Origin of the sequence: Staphylococcus sp. GDY8P120P (assembly GCF_017892065.1) — a bacterium.
GTDB classification, from domain to species: Bacteria; Bacillota; Bacilli; order Staphylococcales; family Staphylococcaceae; genus Staphylococcus; species Staphylococcus nepalensis.
Map to the genome: position 1 here is coordinate 19,964 of NZ_JAESKI010000027.1, position 18,267 is coordinate 38,230.

21 protein-coding genes are annotated in these 18,267 nt (G+C 33.6%); all 21 read right to left on the reverse strand.

Annotation, left to right across the window (positions count from 1 at the left end):
* Positions 1 to 56: 56 nt before the first annotated feature.
* The 21 genes from KA900_RS13100 to KA900_RS13200 all read right to left on the reverse strand — a co-directional run bounded on the left by KA900_RS13100 (position 57) and on the right by KA900_RS13200 (position 18,024).
* Positions 57 to 704, reverse strand: coding sequence for a 50S ribosomal protein L25/general stress protein Ctc (locus KA900_RS13100; RefSeq protein ID WP_096810957.1), 648 nt, complete (start codon positions 702 to 704; stop codon positions 57 to 59).
* Positions 705 to 840: 136 nt separating this feature from the next.
* Positions 841 to 1,806: a ribose-phosphate diphosphokinase gene (locus tag KA900_RS13105; RefSeq protein WP_096810958.1), complete on the reverse strand. Its 966-nt coding sequence runs from the start codon at positions 1,804 to 1,806 to the stop codon at positions 841 to 843.
* A 136-nt stretch (positions 1,807 to 1,942) separates the two neighbouring features.
* Positions 1,943 to 3,298, reverse strand: a complete 1,356-nt coding sequence (gene glmU / locus KA900_RS13110; protein ID WP_096810959.1) for a bifunctional UDP-N-acetylglucosamine diphosphorylase/glucosamine-1-phosphate N-acetyltransferase GlmU — start codon at positions 3,296 to 3,298, stop codon at positions 1,943 to 1,945.
* A 455-nt stretch (positions 3,299 to 3,753) separates the two neighbouring features.
* The gene (gene spoVG / locus KA900_RS13115; protein ID WP_096810960.1) at positions 3,754 to 4,062 is read right to left on the reverse strand and encodes a septation regulator SpoVG; all 309 of its coding nucleotides are present in this window, start codon (positions 4,060 to 4,062) and stop codon (positions 3,754 to 3,756) included.
* Between the two features lie 70 nt (positions 4,063 to 4,132).
* Complete coding sequence (locus KA900_RS13120; RefSeq protein WP_096810961.1) at positions 4,133 to 4,507, reverse strand: RidA family protein; 375 nt, start codon at positions 4,505 to 4,507, stop codon at positions 4,133 to 4,135.
* Positions 4,508 to 4,524: 17 nt separating this feature from the next.
* The gene (gene purR / locus KA900_RS13125; protein WP_096810962.1) at positions 4,525 to 5,349 is read right to left on the reverse strand and encodes a pur operon repressor; all 825 of its coding nucleotides are present in this window, start codon (positions 5,347 to 5,349) and stop codon (positions 4,525 to 4,527) included.
* Between the two features lie 18 nt (positions 5,350 to 5,367).
* Positions 5,368 to 6,216: a 4-(cytidine 5'-diphospho)-2-C-methyl-D-erythritol kinase gene (ispE, locus tag KA900_RS13130; protein ID WP_096810963.1), complete on the reverse strand. Its 849-nt coding sequence runs from the start codon at positions 6,214 to 6,216 to the stop codon at positions 5,368 to 5,370.
* 350 nt (positions 6,217 to 6,566) lie between these two features.
* Positions 6,567 to 6,830 (reverse strand): biofilm formation stimulator Veg, encoded by a 264-nt coding sequence (gene veg / locus KA900_RS13135; protein WP_019467722.1) that lies wholly within the window; start codon positions 6,828 to 6,830, stop codon positions 6,567 to 6,569.
* 98 nt (positions 6,831 to 6,928) lie between these two features.
* Positions 6,929 to 7,819 (reverse strand): 16S rRNA (adenine(1518)-N(6)/adenine(1519)-N(6))-dimethyltransferase RsmA, encoded by an 891-nt coding sequence (gene rsmA / locus KA900_RS13140; protein WP_107644130.1) that lies wholly within the window; start codon positions 7,817 to 7,819, stop codon positions 6,929 to 6,931.
* On the reverse strand, positions 7,820 to 8,371 hold the full coding sequence (gene rnmV / locus KA900_RS13145; protein WP_096810965.1) for a ribonuclease M5: 552 nt from the start codon (positions 8,369 to 8,371) through the stop codon (positions 7,820 to 7,822).
* A gap of 135 nt (positions 8,372 to 8,506) precedes the next feature.
* Positions 8,507 to 9,280, reverse strand: a complete 774-nt coding sequence (locus KA900_RS13150) for a TatD family hydrolase (RefSeq protein ID WP_115342420.1) — start codon at positions 9,278 to 9,280, stop codon at positions 8,507 to 8,509.
* A 25-nt stretch (positions 9,281 to 9,305) separates the two neighbouring features.
* Positions 9,306 to 11,279, reverse strand: coding sequence for a methionine--tRNA ligase (gene metG / locus KA900_RS13155; RefSeq protein ID WP_115342421.1), 1,974 nt, complete (start codon positions 11,277 to 11,279; stop codon positions 9,306 to 9,308).
* Positions 11,280 to 11,577: 298 nt separating this feature from the next.
* Positions 11,578 to 12,411 (reverse strand): 16S rRNA (cytidine(1402)-2'-O)-methyltransferase, encoded by an 834-nt coding sequence (gene rsmI, locus KA900_RS13160; RefSeq protein WP_096810968.1) that lies wholly within the window; start codon positions 12,409 to 12,411, stop codon positions 11,578 to 11,580.
* A 3-nt stretch (positions 12,412 to 12,414) separates the two neighbouring features.
* Complete coding sequence (locus KA900_RS13165; RefSeq protein ID WP_096810969.1) at positions 12,415 to 12,663, reverse strand: GIY-YIG nuclease family protein; 249 nt, start codon at positions 12,661 to 12,663, stop codon at positions 12,415 to 12,417.
* A complete protein-coding gene (locus KA900_RS13170) occupies positions 12,656 to 13,381 on the reverse strand; it encodes a tRNA1(Val) (adenine(37)-N6)-methyltransferase (RefSeq protein ID WP_096810970.1) in 726 nt (241 codons plus the stop codon). Before KA900_RS13170 ends, KA900_RS13165 begins: the two co-directional genes overlap by 8 nt.
* Positions 13,382 to 13,491: 110 nt before the next feature.
* The gene (yabA, locus tag KA900_RS13175; protein ID WP_096810971.1) at positions 13,492 to 13,833 is read right to left on the reverse strand and encodes a DNA replication initiation control protein YabA; all 342 of its coding nucleotides are present in this window, start codon (positions 13,831 to 13,833) and stop codon (positions 13,492 to 13,494) included.
* Between the two features lie 15 nt (positions 13,834 to 13,848).
* Positions 13,849 to 14,652, reverse strand: coding sequence for a PSP1 domain-containing protein (locus KA900_RS13180; protein ID WP_096810972.1), 804 nt, complete (start codon positions 14,650 to 14,652; stop codon positions 13,849 to 13,851).
* Between the two features lie 2 nt (positions 14,653 to 14,654).
* The gene (locus KA900_RS13185; protein ID WP_115342422.1) at positions 14,655 to 15,581 is read right to left on the reverse strand and encodes a DNA polymerase III subunit delta' C-terminal domain-containing protein; all 927 of its coding nucleotides are present in this window, start codon (positions 15,579 to 15,581) and stop codon (positions 14,655 to 14,657) included.
* Positions 15,582 to 15,705: 124 nt separating this feature from the next.
* Positions 15,706 to 16,035, reverse strand: a complete 330-nt coding sequence (locus KA900_RS13190) for a cyclic-di-AMP receptor (protein WP_046206571.1) — start codon at positions 16,033 to 16,035, stop codon at positions 15,706 to 15,708.
* A gap of 26 nt (positions 16,036 to 16,061) precedes the next feature.
* Positions 16,062 to 16,679, reverse strand: a complete 618-nt coding sequence (gene tmk / locus KA900_RS13195) for a dTMP kinase (protein WP_096810974.1) — start codon at positions 16,677 to 16,679, stop codon at positions 16,062 to 16,064.
* Position 16,680: 1 nt separating this feature from the next.
* Positions 16,681 to 18,024: an Orn/Lys/Arg family decarboxylase gene (locus tag KA900_RS13200; protein ID WP_115342423.1), complete on the reverse strand. Its 1,344-nt coding sequence runs from the start codon at positions 18,022 to 18,024 to the stop codon at positions 16,681 to 16,683.
* Between the last annotated feature and the right edge of the window lie 243 nt (positions 18,025 to 18,267).

Genomic DNA, 18,267 nt, shown 5'->3' on the forward strand with positions numbered 1-18,267 from the left:
ATAAGGATATTTTTTCTTTATTGAAATCGTGTGTCATAAAGAAGGGGTTAAGAGAATTATTCTTCTTCTTTTTCTTCTTTATCTTCACCTACAACTTCAGGCTCTTCAGTTGTTGATTCGCCTTCCATTGCTTCGATTTCTTCTTCTGTAGGTTCTTCAGTTGGAGGAACTACAGTAACTACTGAGTCTTCAGGATCATTTTCAATTGTGAAATCACCTGAAACTTTAATGTCTGCTACTGTGTAGCTATCGTTGATTTCTAATGCACTAATGTCAACTTCAATTGACTCAGGGATATTATCTGGCGTAGCAGTTACTTCAAGATCGAATAGTGGTTGTTCAACAACGCCACCTTCTTTAGCGCCTACTGCTTCACCAACTAGTTGAACTGGTACTTCAACAGTACGTTCTTCGCTCATATTGATTGCTAAGAAGTCAATGTGAGTGATTTGGTTTTTAAGTGGGTCGAATTGGTAGTCTGAAACCATTACTTTAATTGTTTTAGAACCTACGCCTAATTCGATAACACCGTTACGTCCAACTTCACGGATAACTTTGATAAATTCTACTTCGTCAACTTTAACTGAAGTATTTTTTGTACCGTAACCATATACGATTGCAGGTACTTTACCAATTTTTCTAAGTGTTTTAAGGTCTGAACGTGTTTGTTTACCTTGACGAATAATTGACTTTAATGAAGCCATATTATTTCCACCTTTCATTTTTTGTTCTTATCATCTGAATAAGAACCCCTCACTTGCCCATCAACATGATGTTGCTTGCAAGTGTTTATTAAGTCGTGAAATCACGAACGGAATAATTATATATCTATTTGGTTAATTAGTCAAATAGTACACTAACAGATTCTCTTTCGTAGACACGTATAATCGCTTGTGCTAATAAGCCTGCTACTGATAATTCTTTAGTATTAGCTGGTTTACGTTTTTCATCTAATTGAATTGAATTTGTAACTACTAACTCTTTAATTGCTGAATTTTCAATACGTTCTCTAGCTGGGCCTGACAATACAGGGTGCGTACAGCACGCGTAAACATCTTTCGCACCTTTATCTTTTAATGCTTGTGCGGCTAATGTAATTGTACCAGCAGTATCAATGATATCATCAATAATAATTGCTGTACGGCCTTCAATTTCACCAACAATATTCATTACTTCTGCTACATTCGGTTTAGGACGTCTTTTATCGATGATAGCGATTGGCGTTTTAAGTATATCTGCAAGTTTACGTGCTCTTGTTACACCACCGTGATCTGGAGAAACTACAACACATTCTTCAGGGTCGATGTCTGTATCATTTTTAAAGTACTCTGCTAAAATTGGTACACCCATTAAGTGATCAATTGGCATATTGAAAAATCCTTGGATTTGTGGTGCGTGTAAATCTAGCGCAATCATACGATCTGCGCCGGCAGTTTCGATTAAGTTCGCCACTAGTTTCGCAGTAATTGGTTCACGACTACGCGCTTTTCTATCTTGGCGTGCATAACCATAATATGGCACTACGATATTAATATTCGCTGCTGAAGCACGTTTACAAGCATCAATCATAATTAATAATTCCATTAAATGTAAATTGACTGGATTTGAAGTTGGTTGAATAATAAACACATCACAGCCACGAATGCTTTCTTCAATATTAATTTGAATTTCACCATCGCTAAAACGTTTTACAGAACATTTTCCTAGTTCAATCCCAACATTATCTGCTACTTCCTGGGCCAATGGTTCGTTACCCTTTAAAGAAAATATTTTCAAAGCAGAATTCTTATACTCATTGTTTAACATTTATAGTCCTCCAATTAATTCATTCAATTAGTTTCGTTTGTAGACAAAATCACATTTATCCACATAAAAGTATCGTTTGAGGTCATTCCAACATTTTGGTTAATTTCAAATGAATAGAACGGCCATCTAATCATGGCTATTGTTTTAGATAACCTTCTTTAGTTGTTTGTCTCGCTCTTGCTAATGCTAAACTGTCTTGTGGCACATTATCAGTAATTGTAGAACCTGCAGCTATAAATGATCTATCACCTAAGGTTACTGGTGCTACCAAATTAGTATTGCAACCTATAAAGGAGTCATTACCGATAATTGTTTTGAATTTATTTTTGCCATCATAATTCACTGTAATGGAACCACAACCTACGTTCGTACGTTCGCCAATTTCTGCATCACCTATATAACTTAGATGTGGCAATTTGGCACCTGCTTTTACAATCGATTTCTTAACTTCTACAAAGTTTCCAACTTTCACGTTTTTACCTAAATCCGCACCAGGTCGTAACTGCGCAAACGGTCCAATAGTGGCATGATCATCTATGACCGCTTCATTGATTACTGACTGTTTAATTGTAACATTAGCACCAATTTTACTATTTATAATCTCTGTATTGTGGCCAACAACCGTATCTTCACCAATTATGCTACGACCTGCTAACTTAACGCCCGGTTCGATAATCACATCAGCAGCGATTTCTACATCTGCGCCTATATATGTAGTAGCAGGGTCGATAAGTGTTACGCCATTTCTCATATGACACGCATTAATACGTTTTCTATAAGCCTTTTCTGCTTCGCTTAACATAACTCGGTCATTTACGCCCATGATTTCGTCAAAATCATCTGTGCAATATATGCCAACATTACCTTGTTCTTCTAAAATTAAAGTTAAAACGTCAGGTAAATAATATTCATTTTGAACATTATCATTTTTTACTAACTCTAATTTTTCAAAAAGTACTTTATTATCAAATGCAAAAATACCTGAGCTAATTTCATTTATTTGTTGTTCAATTTCTGTGGCATCTTTTTGTTCTACAATCTTCACCAAGCGGCCATTTTCGTCTCGAACGATTCGTCCATATCCAAAAGGGTTGGTTGTAGTAGCTGATAAAACCGTTGCTTCAGCTTGGTTTTTCTCATGATGTTCAACTAGTGACTTAAGTGTTCCTGTAGTGATTAAAGGTGTATCACCACAAACTACTAATGTTGTGCCTTGTTTGTCACTTAAATGTTCACTAGCTGTTTTAACAGCATGTGCGGTGCCAAGTTGTTCTTCTTGGAAACTATATAGAGAAACATCTCCTAACGTTTCTTTTACACTTTCTGCGCCATGGCCAACAATTGTTACAAGATTTTCTACTCCAGATTGTTTAACGTTATCAACGACATGTTCAATCATTGATTTGCCCGCAACCTCATGTAGTACTTTGTATTTTTTAGATTTCATACGTGTACCTTTTCCAGCTGCAAGTACTATTGCATGTCTTTGCATGTGTGTAACCCTCCATTAAATTATACACTTCTATATTATTATAATTTAACGCTAGTGCCACTTTCAAGGCTCAGAACCCTAATGTTATATAATAGAAACAAATCAGATAACTTTCTTTTAAAAATACATATTTATATTTGTCATCTTTGCCTATATAAAAGGGCCTGAAAATGAAACACAAAAAATTTCGCTAAATACATTTTAATCGTTATGTTTTTTGGAAAATAAACCGTTATTAATTTAAATGAAACGATTTCAATTATCAAAACGTCACGAAAGCATATTGAAATGCTAACAGTTTATTTACGATTACAGAAATATAAATTTTGTCACCTTTTCATTATAGCAATTCATTTAATTTTTTTATATTTTTTATTTTAGTTCAACAAAATAAAAGGATTGGATTTCGTTTAATGGAAATCCAATCCTTTTAAAATCATATTTTTCTCTTTGTATTAAGCTTCATCATTTGATTCTTCAGATGATTGAGCATTTTTATCAGGGATAACTTCATCAGTTTCGTCATAAACCTTCATAACCGCATCTTGAATCTCTTGTCTCATTTCTGAGTTAATTGGATGCGCGATATCTCGGAATTCACCATCTGGTGTTCTTTTACTTGGCATTGCGACGAATAGACCTGAGTTGCCTTCAATCACTCTTAAATCATGTACAACAAATGATTCATCTAGCGTAATTGAAACTAAAGCTTTCATTCTTCCATCTGTTTGTATCTTTCTAAGTCTTACATCTGTCACTTTCATGTAGTGAGCCCCCCTAGTATCTCTTTGTTAGAAGCTTAACAATTTCATCAAAAATTATAAATCCTTTTAGTTACTTCACTTCAGCTATTACTTCAATTTCAACTTTAACGTCTTTAGGCAATCTTGCGACTTCAACACAACTTCGTGCAGGTTGATGTTCTGCAAAATATGTGCCATAGACTTCATTTATATTTTGAAATTCATTCATATCAGCAATGAATATCGTTGCTTTAATTACTGAATCTATATGTGCCCCAGATTCGTTCAATACAACTTTCAAGTTTTCTAAAACTTGTTTAGTCTGTTCTTTTACATCGTCGCTGACAATTTCGCCATTTAAATTTAATGGAATTTGCCCAGATGTAAATACAAGCCCATTTACTACTGTAGCATGCGAGTATGGACCTAATGCTTCAGGTGCCTTTGAAGTGTTAACCACTTTCATGATGTTGATCCGCTCCTTTAAGTAAATTTAGTTAAACTGTTGCCTTTTTCTACTGTAAATTCCTGATTGTATTCATCTACATCAGATAATCTAACCAAGGAAGTATAATCTTCAATTAGTCTTTGCTTAACTTCTTTTGATTCTACTAATACCGATACCCCTTTAACATGTGCTTTAAACTCATTCATTAAATTCATCACGCCATTAATAGAACCACCAGCACGCATGAAATCGTCTACAACCAAAACATTTGAGTTTTCTGGTAAAGTACGTTTAGATAATACCATCGTTTCTATCTTTCTAGTAGAACCTGAAACGTAATTAATGGAAACTGTAGAACCTTCTGTAACTTTATTATCTTTTCTTATAACGACTACTGGTAAATTCAAAACATTTGCAACTGCATTAGCAAGCGAAATACCTTTCGTAGCAATTGTTACGACCGCATCCAAATCTTGGTCCATATATAGCGTTGCAATTAGTTTTCCTACTTTATTCAGTAGTGTAGGATTCCCCATTAAATCAGATAAAAATAAATAACCTCCGGGTAATAATCTATCTTTTTCTTGAAGGAGTTCAATCACCTCTTCAATCACTTCACTTGCTTCTGCTTCACTCATTTCTGGTTTATACGTTACACCACCGCTTGCTCCAGCCGTAGTAATCACTGTTCCAAGTTCTTCCTTTTGAAATGTAGTTTTAATAATTTGTACGTCTTCACTAATGGATGATTTTGCTTGCTTAAACTTTTGTACAAAATACGTTAGTGGTATTAATTTATTGGGGTTATTCATCAAGTATTGTGTCATATAAACAATACGTTCACTTCTCTTATAGCGCATTTAATTCATCCCTTCTCACTAGCCTAATAATCTTACAACATATACTTCATTGCAACAGCCATTGACTGCATTATAAACATGCTTTGCTTGGCGTTCTTTCTGGGTCAATCCGTAAACTGCTGGTCCGCTGCCACTCATCACAGCCCCATCCGCCCCATTTTTCAGCATATTTTCTTTTATTTTGTAAATCTCTGTATACATTTTTCCTGAGACAGGTTCCAATCGGTTCGAAAGACTGTTACATAATAATTCATAATCACCTGTGTCTAAAGCTGTTTCACAAGCTTTAGTATAAACCTCATGTGTTTGCGTTAAGTCTAATTTTCTAAAAATATCAGGAGAAGATATACCTAAATCAGGTTTAGCGACAACCGCCCAAGCGGAAGGTGGTCTGTTCATAAAACGAATCAGTTCGCCTTTCCCCTTGCAAAAAGCAGTTTTTCCATATATGCAAAAAGGGATATCGGTTCCTATTTGTATACCTAATTCACATAATTCTTCTAGTGGCCTGTTCAACTTATATAAACGGTTCATCCCTCTCATTGTCGCTGCAGCATCTGTCGAACCACCTGCAAGTCCAGCTGACACTGGTATATTTTTATCTATAGTAATTGTAACGCCTTGCTTTAAATTATAGTTTTTTTTCATTAACTCTGCAGCTTTATAAGCTAAATTTTTACTATCGGAGGGAACATAACTTTGTTCTACGTCCACGACTATGTTTTGATCTTTACGTAATTCAAAAGATAGGCGATCATTGAGGTCAATTGTGGTCATAATCATTTCAACTTCATGAAAACCATCATCTCGTTTAAAGAGTGTATCCAACGTTAAATTTATTTTCGCTGGCGCAGTCTCATAAATCATATTCCCCACCCTCTTTCAATTCGATATGGTAATAAAATGATTTTAACATATTGTTATGCATGAGTTACTAATTTTTAAAAAAAGTTAAGTTTATACTTTAAATTATCTATGCATCTTTAACTATGTATTCCAATCCATATGGTATAAAAAAACCAGTTAACAATTTATTTTACAATATTCTTTTACTCATATAAAATTATATCTCTTTTATTAGGACAGGCACACATTACAAAAAAAGGTATATTGGCGATTATTCACCAACATACCTTTTTCTAATCAATCTCATATTAAAGTTTAAAATAAAAAGTGTGGCTCCTAGAACCAAACTTCTCTTTTACATTACTTTTTATTTAGTGTGCAATTGCTTCTTGATGGTTATCATCTTCAAAAGAAACTTGTACGTTTTCTGTTAAAACGTCAGTGTATGTATAAGATACACGCTCAAAATTATGAATATCTTGATCTAACTCAACAATAAAAACAGAAGGGTATGTTTCTTTTAAAACCCCGCTACGTTCAATCGTTTTTTTTCGTCCACCATTCGCTTTCAGTACAATACGATTTCCTAATTGACAATCAAGTGAATTTTTGATGTCTCCAATAGATTTTGGCATATTGCTCCACCTCGCTACACATTGTATAATAACACAATTAGCGTGATTTTGTCAAATAAACATCAATTTTAGCAAGGCGAGACACAGTTGTCAATAATTTAAAATTCCAATTCTGGGAAATTTTTCAATTCATTGTATAAATGTGCAAATTCTTTTATCGAAAGTGTTTCTCCGCGTCTTCTCGGATCTATGTTACTAGATTCCAACCAATCCAGTATGATTTGTTTATTTTCTTTACCATTTGTAAACAGGCTTTGATAATTATTATTAATTGTTTTTCTTCTTTGTCCGAATGCAGCTTTTGACATTTTGAAAAATTTATCCTCATCTTCTACTTCGACAATGGGTTGATCGCGTTTCATCAATTTCACAACAATTGAATCTACATTTGGAGGTGGTAAAAAAACCGTTTTAGGAACTGTTAATACCTTGCTCGTTTCAGTATAATACTGCGCGACTATAGATAAAGATCCATAAGCTTTGGTTCCTACCTCAGCGTTTAATCTTTCTCCAACTTCTTTTTGCATCATTACGACATAACCATCAATAGGCAATTTCTGTTGCATCAAGTTTAATAAAATAGGCGTCGTTATATAATACGGTAAATTAGCAACAACTAAAATTTTCTCACAATCTGCGAGCGCTTCAGTCACATAATGTGCAATATCAGCTTTCAATATGTCCTCATTTACTATCGTAACGTTTTGGTATGGCGCCATAGTTTCATTTAATACTGGTATCAAGCGTTGATCAATTTCAAAAGCAATGACTTTTTTTGCATTTTTTGCTAATTGTTCTGTCAATGAGCCCATGCCTGGCCCTACTTCGATAATACCAGTGTTTTCATCTATATCACTTGCATCCATGATATTATGAATGATATTTACATCGATTAAAAAGTTTTGACCTAAGCTTTTCTTAAAACTAAAACCATAATGATTCAATAAAGCTTTTGTTCGTGATGGTGTAGCGATATCCTTATTATCCACTTATAATTCACTTCCTTTATGATCATTTAATGCATTCCTAACATCTTCTTCAGTGTAACCAAATGCGTTTAACTTGTTGAGCAATTGTTTACCATTAGAATGGCCTATATGAAGTTTGCTACCTAACACTTCTCGTTTTCTACGTGCATCTTTACCTATAATTAGGCCAAGGTCAATCAGAACATCTTTACTTATACTTTCATGGCCTTCTTCAAAAGGCGTGCTCACATGCATCAATGCTTTTTGTATATCTTCAATTCGTGCGTGTTCAACACCAATTTTACCGCGTTTACTTTTTGCTTTTTCTCGATCAATATAGGCATGTTTAACAGTTGGAATATATTTTTGAATTGTGTTTCGAATTTTATCACCTGGGAAATCAGGATCAGTTAAAACAATCACACCTCGCGTTTCAAATGCTTGTGCAATCACATTTAAAGTATCCTCATTAATTGCGCTACCATTCGTTTCAATCGTATCGCATTCGACAGCTCTTTTTACCCGTTCAGTATCGTCTCTACCTTCTACTACAATAAATTCATTAATTTTCACTCATTGTGACACCTTTCGTTTAATTACTTCAAATTCAAAAAATAAAAAAGATACCGGCTCAAATTATGGTTACTACTTAGTATTTGATATACCAACTAAGCCATATTTCAGACCGATATCTTTATCATAATATCTTTATGCTTTTAATTTAAATAATCGCTCTGCATTTTCAGAAGTTTGACGACAAACTTCTTCATAACTAACATCGCGTAGCTCAGCAATTTGTTCAGCCACTAAAGTGACACGTGCTGGTTCATTTCGTTTTCCTCTATAAGGATGTGGTGATAAGAATGGCGCGTCTGTTTCAACTAATAATCTATCAAATGGTACATGTTTAGCAACTTCCTTAGGTTGTTTGGCGTTTTTAAAAGTAACTGGACCACCTAAAGAAACATAGAAGTTCAGTTTATTGATAACATCATCTGCAATTTCAGGTGAAGCGCTAAAGCTATGCATAATACCACCAATTTCTTCGGCGTGTTCTTCTTTTAAAATATCCACACAATCTTGTGTTGCTTCTCTATTATGAATAATAATCGGCAGATTAACGCGTTTAGCAAGTGCAATTTGTTTTCTAAACAAATCCTGTTGAACATCTTTAGGTGATTTATCCCAATGATAATCTAATCCTGTTTCACCAATGCCAATCACTTTAGGATGGGCTGCTAATTTTTCTATCCATTCTAATCTTTCTTCTGTGCAATCAATCGCATCTACAGGGTGCCATCCAATAATACCGTAAATAAAGTCATACGCATCTATAAGTTCCATAGTACGTTCAATTGTTAGTGTATCAAAACCTACTACAAACATGCGATCCACGCCATTATCTCTTGCACGCTCAATTACCGCTTCTAAATCTTCGTCATATTGTTCTGCATTTAAATGAACATGTGTATCAATTAGCATTTTAAATCGCTCCCTTAATCTAGAATTACTTAATTAATGCACCGTTTGGAATTGCGTTTGGTAGACTTATAAGTGTTAACACACCATCTTTTTCAGCAGATAGAATCATACCTTCTGATTTTCTACCCATTAATTTTGCAGGTTTCAAATTAGTCACTACAGCGACTTTTTTGCCAATGATATCTTCAGGTTGATAGAATTTCGCAATACCTGAAACAATTTGACGTTGCTCATTATCTAAATCAACTTGGATTTTCAATAATTTGTCAGATTTTTTGACATTTTCTGCATCAGTGATTGTTGCTGCCTTGATTTCTACTTTGTCAAAATCTTTAATATCGATTTGCGATTTACTAGGTACTTCCTCTTTAGTTTCTTCGACTTTATCTGATTGCATGGATTGCTTAATGTACTCAATTTCAGCATCACTATCTAAACGTGGGAAGATAGGTTGAGGTTTATCGCTAACCATAATAGGTTCAGTTAATGCACCGTATTGTGCTAAACTACTAAATTCATATAATCCAGGTGAATTAATATTTAGTTGTTCAAATATTTGTTTTGGTGCATTTGTTAAGAATGGTCTTAGCAATACCGCAATCATACGTATATTTTCTACTAAATGCGCCATTACGTTCCCTAGCATATCTCGTTGGCTTTCATCTTTTGCTAGAATCCATGGTGATGTTTCATCTATATATTTATTTGTTCTACTAATAAATTTCCAAATTGTTGAAAGTGCTACTGAAAATTGTAAATCGTCCATATTTTCATGGAATGTCTTCACTGTATCAAGGCCCATTTGTTCCATTTCTTCGTCTAACTCATGTTTAGGTCCTTCATAAGCTGGTAATTCACCATTAAAATATTTATTAACCATTGAAATTGTACGGTTAACTAAATTGCCTAAATCATTAGCTAAGTCATAATTTGTACGTTCAACGAAACCTTCAGGAGTAAACACACCATCAGACCCAAATGGCAACTCACGCATTAAATAATATCTCGTTGCATCTAAACCGTAACGGTCAATCAATACGTTAGGGTCTACCACATTACCTTTTGACTTGCTCATCTTGCCATCTTTCATAAGAATCCAACCATGGGCAAAGACTTTTTTAGGTAACGGTATATCTAACGCCATTAATAAGATTGGCCAAATGATAGAATGGAACCGAACAATTTCTTTTGCCATAATATGAATATCTGCAGGCCAATATTTTTTAAACAAACTATCATCATCTGATAAATAACCTAATGACGAAATATAGTTTACCAATGCGTCAATCCACACATAAACAACATGCTTAGGATTTGATTTAACATGTATACCCCAATCAAATGACGTACGTGATACTGCTAAATCTTCTAAGCCTGGTTTGATAAAGTTATTAATCATTTCATTTTTACGAGATGGTGGTTGGATAAAGTCTGGGTTTTCATCATAAAATTCTAGTAAGCGATCCGTATATTTTGATAAATTAAAGAAATAACTTTCTTCTTTAACTAATTCAACTTCGTGTCCAGAATCTGGACTTTTCCCGCCAACAATTGCGCCATTTTCATATACTGGATCAACAAGTTGCGTTTCAGTATAATAAGTTTCATCTGGTACTGAATACCAACCTTCGTACTCCCCAAGATATATATCACCTTGTGCTAACAAACGTTCAAATATTTGTTGAACAACTTCTTTATGTCTCTCTTCTGTTGTACGAATAAAGTCATCGTTTGATATTTCTAATTTTTCCCATAACGCTTTGATACCTGAAATCATTTCATCAAGATAGTCTAATTCTGATTTCCCAGCCTTTTGCGCTTTTTCTTGTATTTTTTGACCATGTTCATCGGTACCTGTTAAATATCGAACATCATAGCCCTGCATTCTTTTATAACGTGCGATTACATCACCAGCTGTTGTTGTGTAAGCATGACCGATGTGTAAGTTTCCACTCGGATAATATATAGGTGTAGTGATATAAAATGTTTCTTTCGCCATCAATGTTCCTCCTCGTTTCTTTCACTCTAAATATATCTAAATTTATTTTTATTTTCAATGAAGCAGATAAGTATCAATTTATATTTATTAATCAATTTAAAAAGCCTAATTTAGTATCATTTTGAGTCATTTACTTTAATTATTTTCCACTCAATTTTAAACATGATAAATAATCTCTATCTTATCTACATTACCATAAATCATGCATATTATGGGAGTTTTTAGCTTGATTTTATTGATAAAACTGAAAAAATTTATTATTATGTTTACTTTTTCAAGACGTTTTTATTAAGCCTATTTATACATTATGATATATATCATATACTTCACTTGTTTTCATACGCCTTTCTTCAGCAACTTGTTTAATCGCAGCTTTGGGTTTCATATTTTGATTTACGTAATATTCTACATGTTCATTTATCGACATATCTTCAAACCAAGAAGTATCTTCGTCTGCTACAGCTCCCTCAATAACAATGACAAACTCGCCTTTAGTAGGTATCTCTTCTTTATCTAATTTCAATAATAATGTATCTACGTCCTCTGTAACGATTTGCTCGAATTTTTTTGTTAATTCTCTGCCAAGTGACACATATCTTTGAGCGTCAATTTTTTGAACTGTTTTTAACGTATCTTTCACACGATGTGGAGATTCATAAATAATCAAAGTGCTGTCTTCAAACATTCGCTGTTCAAGCAGAGTATATTTGGCCTTTTCTTTTCTTGGTAGAAACCCTAAAAAAGTATATGTAAACGAAGGTAACCCGCTCGCCATTAGTGCAGTCAATCCAGCATTTGGTCCCGGCACAGTTTCCACTCTAATACCCTTTGCTCTAGCAGCGACAACAAGCTCGTGTCCTGGATCACTTATCAAAGGAAGGCCAGCGTCAGAAACTAGTGCAATATTAACGTCCTCATTTAATTGTTGAATAAGATACTCTGTCTGCTGTTCTTTATTATGGTCATGGTATGACTTCAAAGGCGCATGTATTTCGTAATGTGTGCACAGCTTTTTTGTCACACGTGTATCTTCGCATGCGATCATATCAACTGAACGCAAAATATTAACCGCTCTATATGTAATATCAGCTAAATTGCCAATTGGCGTGCCTACTAAATATAAAATTCCCATATCTTATTCCTCACTTATCAATTGTAATTTTTCCTGTCTAGAAAATGTTTTGATTTCATGTTCTCTTTTTAATGCTTCTGATTTGGTATCATACACTTCTTGATAAACTAACTCTACCGGACGTCTTATTTTAGTATATTTGGCACCTTGCCCACTATTATGCTTTGCAACGCGTTTTGTGATATCTTTTGCATAACCCGTATATAAACTACCATCTTTACATTTAACGATATAAATAAAATGCTTATCCATAATAGATTTCTCTCATTTCCTCAGTATATGCGCCATCTTCATGATAAATATAAAAAGGTTGCTGTATATCCAACCCTTGATTACCACCTTTTCTGCCTTCAACAACAATTGTTTGCGCTACCTTCCCTGGTTTACTGTAAATAAAATATAACTTTTTAGGTTCAATTTGATATTGTCTCATGCTGCTTAAGACGTCCATAAGACGTTCTGCACGGTGTACCATTAAGAACCGTCCACCCTCTTTTAATAAGTGCCTGGCTTCAAAGCAACAATCATCTAGCGTACACATTATCTCATGTCTTGCTATCTTATGGGCATTCTTTTGATGTTGAAATTGCTGATTCACTTTAAAATAAGGCGGATTACAAGTTACGAGACTATATTGAGATGGCTTAAAAGATTGATGCGCTTGTTTTAAATCCATATGATGCATGTGAATTCTATTTTCCAATTGATTATGAGCAATGCTTCTTTCAGCCATATCAATTAGTTGTTGTTGTATTTCGATGCCTTCAATAAATTGATTGCTTTTATATGACAGTAGCAAAGGAATGATCCCGTTACCAGAGCATAAATCCATAATCATATCCTTTTTCTTAACTTTAGTAAAATGCGCTAGTAATAAAGCATCCGTTGAAAAAGAAAACACCTCATCATTTTGTATAATTTTTAACTTTTCTTTTAATAAAAAATCGAACCTTTCATTTTCCATTAACATTTTCTGCAACCTCCAAAAAAGAGGATGAGCATACGATGCTCATTAACTAAGCCTATCGTTTCTCTCATCCTCAATTTCATTTCTCTATCGTTTTATAAGCTATATTTTAACTATTCGCTTAATACTTCTAAACAGAATAAACAGTCGTCACCTTTTCTATGCTTGCCGAACAACTCTCCGTTACAAATATGAAATCCTTCTTTGTAAAGCATTGCCAAGTTATCTTTACTGCGCAATGGGCGCTTAGGTTGATTCTTTTTATCAGTTTCAATTTTTTTAGTTTTTTCTTCTTTATCTATTAAAGTTTTTAAATTCTCATTTTCTATTTGTAAGGCGACATTTTCTTCAATTAATTCTACTGTAAGATTTTTCAAATTAACCATGTCATGATTAATCTGATTAATGTTTTCCTCCAAATGAGCTAGTTTTTCAAATATGTCGCTTCGATTCAATGTTGTAACGGCCTCCTAATTTAATGTTTCTAATTCTTCCATTTTATATTCTAATGGTTGCTCAAGACCTTCTATCTTAACTTGCATAGATATATCTAAAATATTTAGACCTACGACTCTGCCATTACCTTCTGGTGTTTTAATTTCATCACCAACATCTGGTAATTGCGCACGTGCTTCCTCATAATAATCGTTTTCATATTTCAAACAACACATCAAACGACCACATGCCCCCGATATTTTTGAAGGATTTAAAGATAAGTTTTGGTCTTTAGCCATTTTTATTGAAACTGGCTCAAAATCGCCTAGAAAAGTTGAACAACATAAAGAACGACCACACGGGCCGATGCCACCTAATAATTTCGCTTCGTCTCTGACACCAATTTGTCTTAACTCAATTCTTGTTTTCAATCTTTGTGCGAGTACTTTTACTAGTTTTCTAAAATCTACACGTTCGTCTGAAGTAAAGTTAAAAATAACTTTTGATTTATCCAAAGTAAATTCACAATTGACTAAACGCATCTCTAAGTTTTGTTGTTGAATCGTTTCTTTACAAAGGTTGAAAGCTTGCTTTGCATCATACGTATTTTGTTCATATTGTATCATATCTTCATCCGTAGCAATGCGCACAATCTGCTTTAATGGCAATGCTACGTCTTCATCCGCTACGTTTAATGGCTCATATTTAACGTAGCCCATTTCCAATCCTCTTTTTGATTCAACTACGACCCAATCTCCCACACTCAAGTTGAAATTTTTTGGAGCATAGTACTCCATTTTACCTGAATTCTGAAAATGTATGCCTACAACGTTTTTCATAATTATTTCACCCCTTTTATTACAATTTGTTCAAATACTAATGTCGGATTTACATTTTGATGTAATTTTTTATGCGCTTCAGTTATTTGGTCAAACATCAAAATTATCTGATTATATGTTAAGTTTTGTGAATATTGTTTAATTTCTCCCTGCAAATCTTGAAATATCATTTCATCTTCAATTCCTACTTTAGCATGCATAATATCTTCAAAGAAACTATTAACCGCAGCTAATGATAATAATTGTAATCGCTTATTTTTGGCATGTTTTAATAAATCAATGATAGCTATTAATGCCATAGAACGATTTTTCAACAATAGCTGACACCATTTTATAATGCTTTTTCGTAATGCCATTAAATCTGTTTCATCATTTAACGCAACTGCAGTCTCTATTTGCGTTGTGTATGTACTTAACAATTCTGCAACAGGACGTGTGATATCAAGCTCCACTAACCGGTCAATAAAATTCAATTTATTAATCGGCTTAAAATAAACGTGCTGGCATCTTGAGTGAATAGTATCCAAAATTTGCTCTGGTTTCGTAGTTAATAAAATGGCAACCGTATTATCTGGAGGTTCTTCTAAAAATTTTAATATACTATTCTCACCTTGAATAGTTAACTTTTCAAAAGACTCGATAATGTATACTTTGTAACCCCCTTCAATAGGCAGTTGATTCATATGATGTACTAATTGCTCTATTTGGTCTTTTTTAATTGTTGTTTCTTCAGAAGATACATACATAAAATCTGGATGGTTAAATGTTTCTACTTTCAACTGACATTGATCTTCTTGATTACATAAAATCAATTTAGAAAAATCAATAGCGACTTGTTGCATTGCCTGTCCATCGTCGCCCTCAAATAAATATGCATGCGATAGTTTGTTCGATTGATATGCTCTTGTCAGCCTTTCTTGTTCATCCATTATAATGTTACTCCTTTATATAAAAAGGCTGCTTATACATAGTGACCTTACAAATTACATTTAGGAGGTACTAACCAATTAGTACAATGTAATTCAGAAAGTTACCATATATAGCAACCATGTTTTAGAATTGATGGAACGCTTCAACAGGCATTACAAATACCGTTGCTCCTCCAACTTCTACTTCGACTGGATACGGTATATAAGAATCGGCACTTCCACCCATCGGGGTGATCGGCGATACGAGTTGTTCTCTATTACCACAAGTATCATTAATAACTTGTAGCATTTCATCAACACGATTATCTTCTACACCAGATAAGAACGTTGTATTACCTGCTCTTAAAAACCCACCTGTCGTTGCAAGTTTTGTAGCTCTAAAATTATGTTTAACAAGTTTGTCCGAAAGTTCCTGACTATCCTGATCTTGTACGATTGCTATAATCATTTTCATACTAAACACCTCTTTTAAATATTATATCATAATTTTTCTAAATATTTAGTGATAGATTCATAGGTTGTATTGACTACTTTATCTATACTTTGATTAGCATTTATTACAATAAAGCGTTCAGACTCATTATGAATAATCTTTTTATAACCTTCAACTACTTTTTCATGAAATTTTACATCTTCTTGATCTAGCCGGTTTTGATCTCTTTGATTTTTGAGTATGCGCTCTCTACCAACTTCAACGCTAACATCTAGATAAATGGTTATATCTGGATACAAACCGTTGATTGCAAATTCATTGATTGATTTTACTTCTTCTATACCAATACCCCTTGCATAGCCTTGGTATGCTAATGAACTATCAATATAACGGTCACACAAAACAACTTTACCTGTATTTAATGCTGGAATGACTTTACCCACTAGATGTTCTCTTCTAGAAGCTGCGAACAATAAAGCCTCAGTACGATCATCCATCGTATCACCTTCAAGTAGTACTTCTCTTATTTGTTCTCCTGTCTTAACACCACCAGGTTCTCTTGTAAGTATGATATTATACTCATTTTTTAATTTTTCTGCAACTTGTTGTATTACAGTTGTTTTCCCCGAACCTTCAGGGCCTTCAAAAGTTATAAAAGCTGACATCTTATTCATCCTTAATTTCTATTTTATAATTTTTTATTCCTTCAACTCTTAGTTGATGACTACACCAATAATCCATTAATTTTACCATATTTTCAGTGATTTTTTCTCCTTTAAACATTAAAGGAATACCAGGAGGGTAAGGAATAATGTGATTAGCTAATATTTTATTTTCAGCGTTTCTAAAATCTATTTCACGTACATGAGCTATATCGCCGCCATGATACAAACCACTTTCAGTTCTAAAAGGGACACTATGGTTCGTTTCATTTAACCTTTTTTCTATATACATATTGTCCAAACGCGATAATAAGGCCGCAAACGGATATCTATCATCTTCGTGCCAAAGCGGTAATACTATTAATACTTGAAAATCGTCTGAAAGTTCAACGTAAATATTTTGTTCTTCGAAATAGGACTGTAACGCGTAACCTTTATAGCCTTTATACCTTATACTCAATTTCAATGGATCTTCTACCTCAACAATTTCTAATCCTTTTCTCTTTAATAATTGGATCAGTTGTTTTCTTTTTTTAAAAAAGAGTTTACTATCATAATCATCATAAAATGTTTGCGCAAGCTCTAAACTGTTCATCAATAAGTACGACGGGCTAGAAGATTGAAAATACGTTAAATATTTAATCACTTCATTTCGATAAGGCGCATTTTTATGAATGAATATCACAGAACTCATCGTCAATGCTGGTAATGTTTTATGATATGACTGAACCACATAATCTGCGCCTAAAGTTAATGATGATACTGGAAAATGCTCTAAACCAAAATGTGCGCCGTGTGCCTCATCTATTAAAGAAGGCACATTAAGTGCTTTTAAACAGTCCATTATATAGTGTATATCAAAACATTCACCATAATAATTTGGGTAAGTAAATATCGCCAATTTGCTGTCTTTTATTTGATTGTATAAGAATGATTTTTTAGGGCCTAAATATTGGTTTGTAGCATCGCTTATATCCATTTCTAATAGTTTTGCTTGTGCTTGTACTAAATCTAATCCATGAAACACAGATTTGTGCGCGTTTCGTGCTATTGCATATTTGCCTATTTCTTTAGAAAACGCTTGAATTACAGACAATATTCCAGAGGTAGTACCATTAACTAAATAATAAGCATCATAATCAGGATGTTTACTTATACCTTCCATACTTTCCGCTATAACTGATTCGGGATGATGTAAATCATCAAGGCCTGTGATTTCTGTCATATCCATTTTGAAATTTAATTGTTCTAAATAACCAATTGTCATATTTTTATGTCCAGGTACATGTAATGAAATAGGATATGCGTTTAACAGTTCATTAAATTTACGCATTAACGGTCCATTCATAATTATCCTCACTTTTCAACTTCTATATTCCACTATTTAATTTATTAAATTTAGAGGGATTTGATACAAAATCGCTAACTTTGTAATACTTTATATTTTAACATACTCATATTAAAAAAAGAGAAACACAGAAGTATTACTTCTCAGCTTCATTTAAACTCCCAATCTCAATTTATTGAGTTAGTCGGGCTTATGCATGAGCTGAGGGCTCATGTATTCCTCTAGTTCGTCAGCTTCAAACGC